Source organism: Avibacterium endocarditidis (assembly GCF_002921145.1).
In the GTDB taxonomy this organism is placed as follows: Bacteria; Pseudomonadota; Gammaproteobacteria; order Enterobacterales; family Pasteurellaceae; genus Avibacterium; species Avibacterium endocarditidis.
This window is the reverse complement of the sequence record NZ_PQVI01000093.1, coordinates 1,047-13,761: the sequence shown is the minus strand read 5'-3', so window position 1 is coordinate 13,761 and position 12,715 is coordinate 1,047. Positions and strand designations below refer to the sequence as shown.

The following is a 12,715-nucleotide window of genomic DNA, read 5'->3' as shown; positions in this document are numbered from 1 at the left end:
TTTTATGCGACAAACAGCAAAGTATGAATTTTGGGTAGGGTTATTTTTATTGCTTGCCATTGGCGCTTTTGCTTTTTAGGATTAAAAGTGGCAAATGTGCAAGGCTTTAGCCAAGCAAAATCTTATCAAGTGAGTGCAACTTTTGACAATATTGGTGGACTAAAAGTGCGTGCGCCATTAAAAGTTGGCGGTGTGGTAATTGGGCGAGTAAGTGATATCGAGCTTGATCCACAAACCTATTTGCCAGTGGTGAAGATTGCGATCAATCAAGAATATAACGAAATTCCTGATAACAGCTCGCTTTCAATTAAAACTTCAGGCTTATTAGGTGAACAATATATTGCGTTGAGCATTGGTTTTGATGATGGTGAAACCACTAAAATGCTCAAAGAGGGCAGTAAAATTGTGGATACCAAATCGGCAATGGTGTTAGAGGATTTAGTCGGCCAATTCCTTTATGGGGATAAGAATAAATCTGATGACAGCAAACCTGAAGCGCAACAATAATTTCTTTTTCGTTTTACGGAGGAATCAATGTTAAAACAAACAATGACAAACTGGTTAAGCAAAACTTTAGTAATTTTCACCGCACTTTTTGCGGTGCAAGCAATGGCGGACGATAGCCCTTATGGCCTAATGCAAAAGGCATCAGACAAATTGTTTAACGATATTGCTAACAGCCAAAGCCAAATTAAACAAAACCCAAATTATTTAAGAACCATTGTGCGTAAAGATTTAATGCCTTATGTACACGTTAATTATGCGGGATCATTGGTGTTAGGGCAGTATTTCAAAAGTACCACGCCAGAGCAGCGTACAAAATTTTTCGCCGCCTTTGATCAATTTATTGAGCAATCTTATGCGCAAGTTTTAACCCTATATAAAAACCAAAAAATTGACATTGAAAAACCGAAAAATGTGTCTGATAACCAAATGAGCATTCGCGTGAAAGTGATGCAAAATGGTAATGCGCAGCCAATTAATTTAACCTTCTTCTGGCGTAAAAACAGCAGAACGGGTGAATGGCAAGTGTATGATATGGCGGCTGAAGGCGTGAGTATGGTAAACACCAAAAAACAAGAATGGAGTGCAACCTTACGCAAAGACGGCATTGAAGCGCTGACCCAACAAGTGCAAAAAGCGGCAAATGCGCCTGTTACATTGGGTAAATAATCAATGCACAATACATCAGGTTTAGCACCAAGTTTAACTTGGGCATTTGAACAAAATGATGATAAGATAACGCTCCGCTTGACTGGGGCGTTATCCAGAAAAACGTTGTTGCCATTGTGGGAACAACGTTATTCTTTTTTATCTACGGATAAAATTGCGCACCAGCAACTTATTTGGGAACTTGCCGATTTAACGCGAATTGACAGTGCAGGCTTTGCCTTATTGTGTGATTTTATTCATCATTGCCAAAAGCAAGCACAGACGCAAATCATTCAAAATGCACCTGAGCAATTCCTCACATTGGCTGATCTTTTTGGGTTATCAAAATGGATTGACCCGTTTTTACAACATAGTGGAAATAATTAATGGAAACGCAAGAAATTGAACGAATTTTAAAAGACGCACTTGGGCTTGAAGAAGTTTATGTACAAGGCGAGAACGCCCATTTCGGCGTGATTGTTATTGATGATGAGATTGCCACACTTTCAAGATTAAAACAGCAACAAACTATCTATGCACCATTAATGGGCTATTTTTCCACTGGCGAAATTCACGCCTTAACCATTAAAACCTTTACCCAAGAAAAGTGGAAACGTGAGCGTTTACTTAACCCAATTAATTAATCAGTAGGACATTGATATGCAAAAATTTCGTGTTTATGGGCAATCTCGTTTAAGCGGTGATGTTAAAATCTCAGGGGCAAAAAATGCCGCTTTGCCTATTTTATTTGCCGCAATCTTAGCCGAAGAACCTGTTACCTTAACCAATGTACCCGAGTTAAAAGATATTGAAACCACACTAAAAATTTTGCGTCAGCTTGGTATGCAAGTAGAGCAAAAAGACGGTGGCGTGGTGTATTTAGACGGCTCAAAAATCAATCATTTCATTGCACCTTATGAACTGGTGAAAACAATGCGTGCTTCAATTTGGGCATTAGCACCTTTGGTGGCGCGTTTTCATCAAGGACAGGTTTCGCTCCCCGGTGGTTGTGCCATTGGTGCGCGTCCTGTGGATTTACATATCAGCGGTTTAGAACGTTTAGGCGCAGAAATTGTACTTGAAGATGGTTACGTCAAAGCGCATACCAATGGGCGTTTGATCGGCACACGAATTGTAATGGAAAAAGTGAGCGTGGGCGCAACCCTTTCTATTATGACTGCAGCCACCCTTGCACAGGGGACAACCATTATTGAAAATGCTGCACGCGAACCTGAAATTGTGGATACCGCCGTATTCTTAAATAAAATGGGCGCGAAAATTAGCGGTGCAGGCACAGATACTATCACTATTGAAGGGGTAGAGCGTCTAACTGGCTGTGAACACGCGGTGGTGGCCGATCGTATTGAAACTGGCACATTCCTTGTGGCAGGGGCGATTTCAGGCGGGCGCATTGTTTGCCATAACACGAAAGCGGATACCCTTGATGCGGTGATTGATAAATTGCGTGAAGCGGGGGCTGAAATTGAGATCACCGAAGATACCATCACGCTAGATATGAAAGGCAAACGTCCAAAAGCGGTGAATATTCGCACAATGCCACACCCTGGTTTCCCAACGGATATGCAAGCGCAGTTCACTCTATTAAATATGGTGGCGGAAGGCACAAGTAAAATTACCGAAACCATTTTTGAAAACCGCTTTATGCACATTCCAGAATTAATCCGTATGGGCGGAAAAGCTGAAATTGAAGGCAACACCGCGATTTGCCACGGTGTAGAAAGCCTTTCAGGTGCGGAAGTAATGGCAACGGATTTACGCGCTTCAATCAGCTTGGTGTTGGCGGGTTGTATCGCAAGTGGTGAAACCATTGTAGATCGCATTTATCATATTGATCGTGGCTATGAGCATATCGAAGATAAATTGCGTGGTTTAGGTGCGAAAATTGAGCGCTTTACTGAACAGGATACGTTTGAATAAAATAAGGAAATCTCTTCTAAATTTTATTTCCTTTCGTTACCACCTTAATAAAATAGCCAGAAAACTTCTGGCTATTTTTATACCGATAACAAAATTACTCTTTGTAAATAATGCCTTTGTTTGCCTCAAAATCGGCTGCTTTAATTGGCGAATGTTCTTGGAAATATTCTTTCAAGCTGTCTGCATCAACAAAGCCCGCATTAACATAGGTTGGGTTATCTGTCATTACTGGATAACCATCACCACCTGCAGCACAATAACTTGGTAAAGAAATGCGATACATTTTATTGAGATCGATTGGTTTTCCTTGAATTTTCACATCAGATACTTTTTTCGCTTTGCGATCTACAGTCATTGTAATGCCATAGAACTGTGGATAAGCCCCTGAATCCACTTCTTTTAATGCCACGACATCAAGATAATTGAGCAAATCTTTTCCGTTCATCTCAAAATAGCTGATGATATTACCGAAAGGTTGTACAGTTAGAATATCTTTATAGGTTACATCTCCCCCTTCAATAGAAGCACGGATACCGCCGGAATTCATAATACCGATGTCGGCTTTCACGCGTTCTGCTTGTGAACGGGCAATTAGTTGTCCTAAGTTTGTTTGATGGAAACGTACAATATCGCGATCGCCCACTAAACGATCATCAACTTTCCCAACGACTTGACCAAGCAATTTATCCCCTTGATCTTGATAGGTTTTGAGATGCGCAAGTAATGCTGGATCGGCTGGAATTTCTTCTTGATACAACACATATTCACTTGAGCCGTCTTCTTTTTTCACTTTCTTTTTCAAGTTAATTGGTACTAATTGATAATTTTCTAAGGTGAGCTTGCCATCTTTAAAGGTGAAATCTGCACGCCCTAAATATTTGCCCCATTCCCCTGCTTGCATGATCCAAGTGTTTTTCTCAAACAATGGTTTACAGCTATCGCCCGGTTTAAATTTACTGTTAAATGAACCGTCTTCATTTATGCATAGTGTGTCGTGCGTATGTCCGCCGATAACAATATCAAATGCTCCCGCAGGCAATTCGCGTACCATTGAAACATCGCCCGGTGCGTTAGAACCGTATTTCGCATCAGGGTAAAATCCCATATGCGTAAGGGCGATTTTGAGATCGGGCTGTTCATTTTTGTCTAATTCTGCGAGCACGGTTTTTGCACTTTCCGCTGGGCGTTCAAATCTCACAGCGGACATAAATTCAGGATTTCCTAGCTTCGCCGTATCTTCTGTGGTTAATCCAACCACTGCAATTTTTAATCCTTGTTTGTCTAAAATCGTGTAAGGATTGACTAATAAATCCCCTGTTTTTTGATTATAAACATTCGCAGCAAGGAATGGGAATTTTGCCCATTTCTCTTGCATTTCAAGAAGTTGTAATGGATTATCAAATTCGTGATTGCCTAGTGTTAATGCCTCGTAGCCCATCAAATTTAATGCTTCAATATCAGGTTTGGCATTTTGTAAATCAGACTCTGGCACACCCGTGTTGAAATCGCCTGCATTGAGCAAGATCACTGAACCACCTTTCTGTTCAACTTCCGCACGAATGCGATCAATCAAAGTTTTTTGCGCTGCTAAACCATATTCACCATTTTTATTTTGCCAGTAATGACCGTGTAAATCGTTCGTGTGAAGCAATGTGAAATGATAAGTTTGGTTGGCTTGGTAAGCATAGCTGAAAGAGAAATGGCTAAAAGTGATGTGAGTGTTGAGTATTTGAACAATGAGGCTAATTTCATAATCATTCTCCTAGTTGGTTAATTAGCAAATTTATTTTATCGGAAGTTGCGCAAAAAGAGATCATTTATTTCGTAGAATGAAAAAGAAATTGCGATATTTTTAAGTGCGGTGCAATTTTTACGAATTTTTATCGTAAAAAAGAATCTATGATCTGCCCTTAGTCTGTTATTTCTTGAGGGCAGAACATAGACTATGCCTTTATTTTTCCTTAGCTGAGTTCACGCATAAACGCTTGTGCTTTTTCTACCATTTCTTTTGAACCAACAAAGAACGGTGAGCGTTGGTGTAATTCCGTTGGTTGAATATCTAAAATTCGCTGATAGCCATCAGTGGCAAGTCCGCCTGCTTGTTCGGCTAAAAACGCTATTGGATTGCCTTCATAAAGTAAGCGAAGTTTGCCATTTGGATAGTTTGTAGCACTTGGATAAATATAAATCCCACCTTTCAATAAATTGCGGTGGAAATCAGAAACCAATGAGCCAATATAGCGCGATGTATAAGGACGTTGAGTAGCTTTGTCTTCCTCTTGGCAGTATTTAATGTATTTTTTCACCCCTAATGGGAATTTGAGATATTGTCCTTCATTAATAGAATAAATTTTACCCGATGTTGGCATTTGAATATTTTCGTGTGAAAGGCAAAATACTCCTAAAGACGGATCGTAAGTAAAGCCATTCACCCCATTACCAGTGGTATAAACCAACATTGTTGATGAACCATAAACAATATAACCAGCTGCCACTTGACGATGCCCCGGTTGCAAAAAATCTTCTAAGGTTACTGGTGTTCCGATAGGGGAAACACGGCGGTAAATAGAAAAAATCGTGCCAACGGCAACATTCACATCAATATTTGATGAGCCGTCTAAGGGATCGGTTAAAATTACATATTTCGCATTGCGTCCGCGTTCGGTATCAAAGGCAACAAAATTTTCTTCTTCTTCGGAAGCAAATCCTGCCACTTCTTCGCGTGCAATGAGGGCTTGTTTCATTGTGTTGTGAGCAAATAAATCTAACTTCATTTGCTCTTCACCTTGCACATTCTCCACGCCAGAGTTACCAATAATGTTATTGGTTAGCCCAGCTTTGTTAATATCACGGTGGATTACTTTCGCCACTAAGCGAATAGAAGAAAGAATGCCTGAAAGTTCGCCTTTTGCATTGGGATATTCCGCTTGTTTTTCAACAATAAATTGCCCTAACGTTTTCATAATTTATCCTTATTTTTGAATGAATACATTGTACAGTTTGAAAGAGTTGATTTATTATAGCTAGCCTTTGAACAAGAGAAATAATCTCCTACTGAGTTTGTGATCTCAGGCACATTTTATTTTCGTTTTTTGTATAAGAGATAAAAAAATGACACAAAAACATATTCATATTCTTGGAATTTGCGGCACGTTTATGGGTGGTGTGGCGATTATTGCCAAACAGATGGGATATAAAGTAACGGGATCGGATGTTAATGTGTATCCGCCAATGAGTACTTTTTTACAGGAAAATCAAATTGAAATTATCCCGAATTATGATCCTGCTCAGCTTATGCCTGCGCCAGATTTAGTGTTAATTGGCAATGCAATGAAGCGTGGCAATCCTTGCGTGGAATATGTGCTTGAGAATAGGTTACCTTATACATCAGGACCGCAGTGGTTGCACGATAACTTATTGCGTGATCGCTGGGTGTTGGCGGTTTCTGGTACGCACGGGAAAACCACCACAACAGGTATGCTCAGCTGGATTTTAGAGAAAAATGGACTAAATCCCGGCTTTTTAATCGGTGGCATCGCGGGCAATTTTGGTACATCAGCCCGTTTAGGTGAAAGCCCATTTTTTGTCATTGAAGCTGATGAATATGACACCGCATTTTTTGATAAACGCTCAAAATTCATTCACTACAATCCAAAAACCTTGATTATCAATAACATTGGTTTTGATCACGCGGATATTTTTGATGATCTCAAAGCGATCCAACGCCAATTTCATCATATGATCCGCACCATTCCTGCAAGTGGACGCATTTTATCTTTCGCCAATGAACAAAGTGTAAAAGAAACCTTAGAAATGGGCTGTTGGTCTGAACAGCAATTCTTGGGAGAAGGACAAGAATGGTATGCCGAACGCATCACCAATGATTGCACCGAGTTTGCTGTGTATCATTTTGGCGAAAAAGTGGCAGAAGTGAAATGGAATATTGTTGGACAACATAATATGCACAACGCATTAATGGCGATTGCTGCAGCGTATCACGCAGGTGTGTCGATTGAAAATGCCTGTGCCGCTTTAGGCAGTTTCATTAATGCAAAACGTCGTTTAGAGTTAAAAGGCGAAGTGAATGGCATTAGCGTGTATGATGATTTTGCCCATCACCCTGCAGAAATTCTCGCAACTTTAACCGCACTTCGCGATAAAGTGGGCGGTGGCGTGCGAATTCTTGCGGTGTTAGAACCCCGTTCCAATACAATGAAAATGGGTGTTCATAAAGATGAACTAGCGCCTGCACTAGTGCGTGCTGATCATATCTTTTTATTACAGCCAGACAACATTCCGTGGGATGTGGTGGACATCGCAAACCAATGCGTTCAACCTGCTAGCTGGACAGCAAATTTAGATAAATTAGTGGATATGATTGTGGCAGAAGCCAAACCAAGCGACCACATTTTAGTGATGTCAAATGGCAGTTTTGGTGGTATTCATCAAAAATTACTTGATAAATTAGCTAATTAAAAAATAAATGGGATTTATTGAAAATAAAAGGTGCTATTTTAGCTATATGCTGTTACTATGGCTTTGCTTTTTAAGCAGTAGAGATAACAATCAATAATCTGTGGCTATATTTAAAGTTTTTTATTTTATCATCATAATATTATTGCGTTATCTAAGATTAGATTTAACTTAGGATTTACAATGTCTAAAAATAATGGAACCGTTAAATGGTTTAACGAAACAAAAGGGTTTGGTTTTTTACAATCAGAAGGTGGAGAAGAAGTGTTTGTACATTTCTCAGCAATTCAATCTAAAGGATTCCGCACCTTAAAAGAAGGTCAAGCCGTGGAGTTTGATATTATTGATGATAAAAGAGGAAAAAAAGCAGAAAACGTAATGATTTTAGCTTAATTCTTTTTACTAAAACACCGCAACGAAAGTGCGGTGTTTTTTTATGGAAAATATTCTAAATAATCTTGATCAGAAGAATAAGGAAAAAGACAAATAAAAAACCGCCGATAAAATCGGCGGTTAAAAATCTGGTTGCGGGGGGCTGGATTTGAACCAACGACCTTCGGGTTATGAGCCCGACGAGCTACCAAGCTGCTCCACCCCGCGTCTGTGGGGGCGTACTATACGCCGTTTTATTTTTAATGCAAGCCTTAATCCTAAAAAAATGGTTTAACTGATAGAAAAATCAGCAATTTGCTGAGTTTCAAGGCAAAATGCACAAAATTTCCACCGCACTTTTCTTGATCTAAAAAATAAAAGAACGCAAAAACTGCTATCACTTTGAGCGGTTTTTTGTTATTTTACGCCGTTTGATTGCAAATGATTTTATTAAGGAACTTCAAATGCCGATGTCTGCAAAATTTTTCAAAAATTGCACCGCACTTTTAACTATCGCGGTGCTTTCTGCTTGCTCTAGTTCAACCCATAAAACACCAAAAAAGTGAGCGTTAAAAATACCACTACTGATACCAAAATTTTCGGTGCAAAATATGATGGACGCACCTATCAGCAACAATTCTTAATGCCTGTTTCCAGCGTAGAAAATCGAAGTGCGGTGATAAATCAAGGGGATTTTTTAACTCAACTTTCTAATGTACGTCAATATTCTTCACGCTTAACCATAAATTTGCGGTGAGCTACGGCAAAATCACTAACTGGGTTTTATCGGGAGCAAACGTCAATGAGTTATCCAGTTTCGGCATTCAGCCAATGATTATGAAAGGGCAAGATGGCTATCAAAACGTGTTGATGACGGGCTATTATTCTCCAGTTATCCACGCACGCCGTACGCCACAAGGTAAATATAATCAGCCCATTTATGCATTGCCAAGCCCATCGCAAAAACGCGTGAGCCGTGCGCAAATTTATGCCGGCGCATTGCGTGGCAAAGGCTTAGAACTAGCTTACAGCGATTCAATGATCGACAATTTCTTGCTTGGCGTGCAAGGCAGTGGCTATGTAGATTTTGGTAACGGCGACTTGAACTATTTCGCCTACGCAGGGCAAAACGGCTTAGATTATGTGGCGGTTGGGCGTTTATTGGTGGAAGATGGTGAAATTGCCAGAGAAAAATGTCTATCCAAGCCATTAAAGATTGGGCAAAGGCGAACCCTTCACGCTTGCAAGCCTTGTTAGAACGCAATCCATCTTATGTCTATTTTAAAACGATCCAACGGGCAAAGTGAAAGGCTCGGCAGGCGTGCCGCTCGTGCCAATGGCATCGATTGCTTCCGATCGCTCACTTATCCCTTCTGGCTCGGTGGTGTTAGTGGAAGTGCCACAAATTGACCGTAAAGGTAACTGGACTGGCGAACACAAATTGCATTTGATGATTGCCTTAGATGTGGGCGGCGCGGTAAAAGGCCATCACTTTGATTTATATCGCGGGATCGGTGATGAAGCAGGCCATATCGCAGGCTTATCCAAACATTACGGACGTGTGTGGTTATTACAATAATGACAGCGCGTATTGATAATTATGAACAGCGCTTTGGTGGCATTGGGCGACTTTACAGCCCTGCTGCCTTGCAACGTTTACGCCAAGCGCACATTTGCGTGATCGGCATTGGTGGCGTGGGATCTTGGGCGGTGGAAGCCCTTGCTCGCTCTGGCATTGGTGAGATCACAATGATTGATATGGACGATATTTGCGTTACCAATATTAATCGCCAAATCCACGCCATTTCTGGCAATGTGGGCAAGCTGAAAACGGAAGTGATGGCAGAACGTGTTGCATTGATCAATCCTGATTGCAAGGTGCATATTATTGATGACTTTCTTTCCAGCGAAAATTTAGCGGATTACCTCAATCGTGGCTATGATTATGTGATTGATGCCATTGATAGCGTCAAAACCAAAGCTGCGCTGATTGCCTATTGCAAACGCAACAAGATAAAGGTTATCACCGTGGGCGGGGCGGGCGGTCAAACCGATCCAAGTCAAATTCAAATTGCTGATTTGAGCCGCACCATTCAAGATCCCCTCGCCGCAAAAGTGCGGTCAATTTTACGCAAGGATTTTCATTTTAGCCAAAATCCAAAGCGAAAATTTGGGGTGGATTGCGTGTTTTCAACGCAACCGCTGATTTTTCCTCAAATGAGCGAAAATTGCCAGGTGTCTGCTACGATGAATTGTGCCAATGGTTTTGGTGCGGCGACAATGATCACCGCAACCTTTGGCTTCTTCGCCGTTTCCCGCGTAATCGAAAAATTATTAATGACAACCACCTAGTCTTCTTATTTTTTAATAAAAAAAAGATAGCAATTTTTTGCAAAACGATCTAAGCTAAGCCGACAATTTCTGAGAATCATTCTTAAAAATGGGAGCGTTTATGACAACCTTAAATCGTTTATTTAAGCACAGTGCTGTCGCGGCAGCGGTGTTTTCTTTTTCTACTTTGGCAAGTGCGAGCGTGGTTAGCTCCATAAAACCCCTTGGTTTTATTGCCTCCTCCATCGCGGACGGGGTTACGGACACGCAAGTGCTTGTGCCAGCGGGGGCTTCGCCACACGACTATAATCTGAAACCTTCCGATGTGCAAAAATTGAAATCGGCGGATTTGGTACTATGGGTCGGTGAAGACGCGGACGCGTTTCTTGCCTCGTCATTACAAAAAAATGTGGACGCAAGCAAAGTGGTTACGATCGCGAAATTGGCAGGCATCACACCTGATATGCTAGCCAAAGGCGAACATCATCACCACGATCACGACCATCACCATCACGATGGTGAAGATCACGACCACGACCACGAGCATCATCACGATCACGGAAAATCAGAGGCTCACGAGCATCAGCACAATCATGGAACAGATGACGCTCACGACCACGATCACGATGAATTAGAAACCAACTGGCACGTTTGGTATTCACCACGCATTAGCCAAGTGGTGGCTGAAGCGGTGGCAGATAAGCTCACTCAACAATTCCCTGCGAAAAAAGCGCTGATTGAAAAAAACTTAGCCGAATTTAACCGCTCTTTGAACGCACAAAATGAGAAAATCAAGCAACAGCTCGCTCCAGTGCAGAAAAAAGGCTTCTATGTATTCCACGATGCCTATACCTATTTCAACGAGGCTTACGGATTAAACCAAGTGGGTGCGTTTACTATCAACCCATTGGTTGCCCCAGGTGCGAAAAAATTGGCCCATATCAAAGAAGAAATCGAAGAGCATAAAGTCGGTTGCTTATTTGCCGAGCCACAATTCACCCCAAAAGTGATCGAAACCTTGCATAAATCCACTGGCGTAAAAGTAGGGCGTTTAGACCCAATGGGCGATGCCGTTGCCTTAGGTAAAGATTCTTACGCCAACTTTCTACAATATACCGCGGACAGTTATTATAACTGCTTGAAATAATAGTATTTTGTGTTTAGAGCGAACATTAACTGTTCGCTCTTTCTTTTGCCTAAAAATCGAATTAAAATCGACCGCTCTTTACGGCTCTGTTATAATCCCGCCATTCTTTTTGATGAAGCATAAGAGATGCCAATGAAAAAATTATTTGCCACCACTTCCCGTGGCTTTGAAGAATTATTAAAAACCGAACTCAGCGAGCTTGGCGCACAAGAATGTCAAATTGCGCAAGGGGGCGTACATTATTTAGCCGATGAAGAAACCCTTTACCGCACGCTGTTGTGGTCAAGGCTCAGCTCGCGCATTTTACTGCCTTTGGCACAAAGCAAAATTTATAGCGATTTGGATCTTTACTCTACCGTCATCGGGCAAAATTGGCTGGATATTTTTGACGAACGCTGCCAATTTGTGGTGGATTTTAACGGCACAAACCGTGAAATTCGCCATACTCAATTTGGGGCAATGCGAGTGAAAGATGGCATTGTGGATTATTTTGAGCGTCAAGGCAAAGCGCGCCCGAGCGTGGATAAAGACAATCCTGATATTCGCATTCACGCCTATTTAAACCGTGATGATTTCATTCTTTCCCTTGATTTAAGTGGCGATGCCTTGCATTTGCGTGGCTACCGTGAAGACACAGGTGCTGCGCCATTGCGTGAAACCTTGGCGGCGGCCATTGTGCTGCGTTCAGGCTGGCAACAAGGCACGCCGCTGGTTGATCCAATGTGTGGTTCAGGCACATTGTTGATTGAAGCAGCACAAATGGAAGCAAAAATTGCACCGCATGCACCGCTTACGTTGGGGATTTGATTTCTGGAAAGGGCATAATCCGCAGGCTTGGCAAAAAGTGAAAGACCAAGCCATCGCCCTTGCCGAACAAGGCTCACAGCAGGCTCAAGCCCATTTTTATGGGTTTGATTTAGATCACCGCGTGTTACAAAAAGCGCAACGCAACGCGAAAAATGCTGGTGTTGCCCATTTAATTCAGTGGAAACAAGGCGATGTGGCAGCGTTGAAAAATCCAGCCAGCGAGAAAGGCACGCTAATTTGTAATCCGCCTTATGGCGAACGCTTAGGCACAACCCCTGCGCTCATTGCCCTGTATTCCGTATTTGGGCAACGTTTAAAACAGCAATTCGGTGGTTGGAATGCGTCTATTTTCGGTGGTGAACCTGCGTTGTTAGACTGCCTGCGATTGCGTTCGCACCGCCAATTTAAAGCGAAAAATGGGCCGTTAGATTGCGTACAAAAAAATTATCAGATCGCTGAAAACAAGCACGCACAAATTGAAAGTGCGGTACAAAA

At 41.7% G+C, this 12,715-nt stretch carries 10 protein-coding genes, 1 tRNA gene and 3 pseudogenes; 11 read left to right on the top strand and 3 right to left on the bottom strand.

Translation table 11 applies throughout. The features are described 5' to 3' along the window. The first annotated feature begins 4 nt into the window (after window positions 1-4). From mlaD to murA, 5 genes and pseudogenes are all read left to right on the top strand, one after another. Window positions 5-507 (top strand): annotated as a pseudogene (gene mlaD / locus C3Z13_RS07565) (outer membrane lipid asymmetry maintenance protein MlaD). Between the two features lie 27 nt (window positions 508-534). Next, window positions 535-1,173: a phospholipid-binding protein MlaC gene (mlaC, locus tag C3Z13_RS07560; protein ID WP_103855518.1), complete on the top strand. Its 639-nt coding sequence runs from the start codon at window positions 535-537 to the stop codon at window positions 1,171-1,173. Between the two features lie 3 nt (window positions 1,174-1,176). Beyond that, complete coding sequence (locus tag C3Z13_RS07555; protein ID WP_103855517.1) at window positions 1,177-1,539, top strand: STAS domain-containing protein; 363 nt, start codon at window positions 1,177-1,179, stop codon at window positions 1,537-1,539. Beyond that, on the top strand, window positions 1,539-1,796 hold the full coding sequence (locus C3Z13_RS07550) for a BolA family protein (RefSeq protein ID WP_103855516.1): 258 nt from the start codon (window positions 1,539-1,541) through the stop codon (window positions 1,794-1,796). Before C3Z13_RS07555 ends, C3Z13_RS07550 begins: the two co-directional genes overlap by 1 nt. Window positions 1,797-1,812: 16 nt before the next feature. Beyond that, complete coding sequence (gene murA, locus C3Z13_RS07545; protein WP_103855515.1) at window positions 1,813-3,090, top strand: UDP-N-acetylglucosamine 1-carboxyvinyltransferase; 1,278 nt, start codon at window positions 1,813-1,815, stop codon at window positions 3,088-3,090. A gap of 94 nt (window positions 3,091-3,184) precedes the next feature. Here murA and ushA read toward each other — a convergent pair whose 3' ends face one another. Continuing rightward, the gene (gene ushA / locus C3Z13_RS07540; RefSeq protein WP_103855514.1) at window positions 3,185-4,837 is read right to left on the bottom strand and encodes a bifunctional UDP-sugar hydrolase/5'-nucleotidase UshA; all 1,653 of its coding nucleotides are present in this window, start codon (window positions 4,835-4,837) and stop codon (window positions 3,185-3,187) included. A 214-nt stretch (window positions 4,838-5,051) separates the two neighbouring features. Further along, window positions 5,052-6,053, bottom strand: a complete 1,002-nt coding sequence (gene fbp / locus C3Z13_RS07535) for a class 1 fructose-bisphosphatase (RefSeq protein WP_103855513.1) — start codon at window positions 6,051-6,053, stop codon at window positions 5,052-5,054. Window positions 6,054-6,201: 148 nt separating this feature from the next. Between fbp and mpl the strand changes: the two genes are divergently transcribed. Then, window positions 6,202-7,566 carry a UDP-N-acetylmuramate:L-alanyl-gamma-D-glutamyl-meso-diaminopimelate ligase gene (mpl, locus tag C3Z13_RS07530; protein WP_103855512.1) on the top strand — a complete coding sequence of 455 codons (1,365 nt, stop codon included), beginning with the start codon at window positions 6,202-6,204 and terminating at the stop codon, window positions 7,564-7,566. Window positions 7,567-7,746: 180 nt separating this feature from the next. Continuing rightward, the gene (locus tag C3Z13_RS07525; RefSeq protein WP_103853257.1) at window positions 7,747-7,956 is read left to right on the top strand and encodes a cold-shock protein; all 210 of its coding nucleotides are present in this window, start codon (window positions 7,747-7,749) and stop codon (window positions 7,954-7,956) included. Window positions 7,957-8,085: 129 nt separating this feature from the next. On the opposite strand, the gene C3Z13_RS07520 is transcribed toward C3Z13_RS07525, so the two are convergent. Beyond that, window positions 8,086-8,163: transfer RNA gene (locus C3Z13_RS07520), tRNA-Met, on the bottom strand. A gap of 236 nt (window positions 8,164-8,399) precedes the next feature. Here C3Z13_RS07520 and mltA point away from each other — a divergent pair. From mltA to rlmKL, 4 genes and pseudogenes are all read left to right on the top strand, one after another. Next, window positions 8,400-9,514 (top strand): annotated as a pseudogene (mltA, locus tag C3Z13_RS07515) (murein transglycosylase A). Continuing rightward, the gene (tcdA, locus tag C3Z13_RS07510) at window positions 9,514-10,287 is read left to right on the top strand and encodes a tRNA cyclic N6-threonylcarbamoyladenosine(37) synthase TcdA (RefSeq protein WP_181022031.1); all 774 of its coding nucleotides are present in this window, start codon (window positions 9,514-9,516) and stop codon (window positions 10,285-10,287) included. Before mltA ends, tcdA begins: the two are co-directional and overlap by 1 nt. 100 nt (window positions 10,288-10,387) lie before the next feature. Continuing rightward, a complete protein-coding gene (gene znuA, locus C3Z13_RS07505) occupies window positions 10,388-11,413 on the top strand; it encodes a zinc ABC transporter substrate-binding protein ZnuA (RefSeq protein WP_103855510.1) in 1,026 nt (341 codons plus the stop codon). A gap of 132 nt (window positions 11,414-11,545) precedes the next feature. Next, window positions 11,546-12,715, top strand: a pseudogene (gene rlmKL / locus C3Z13_RS12340) (bifunctional 23S rRNA (guanine(2069)-N(7))-methyltransferase RlmK/23S rRNA (guanine(2445)-N(2))-methyltransferase RlmL); the annotation flags it as partial.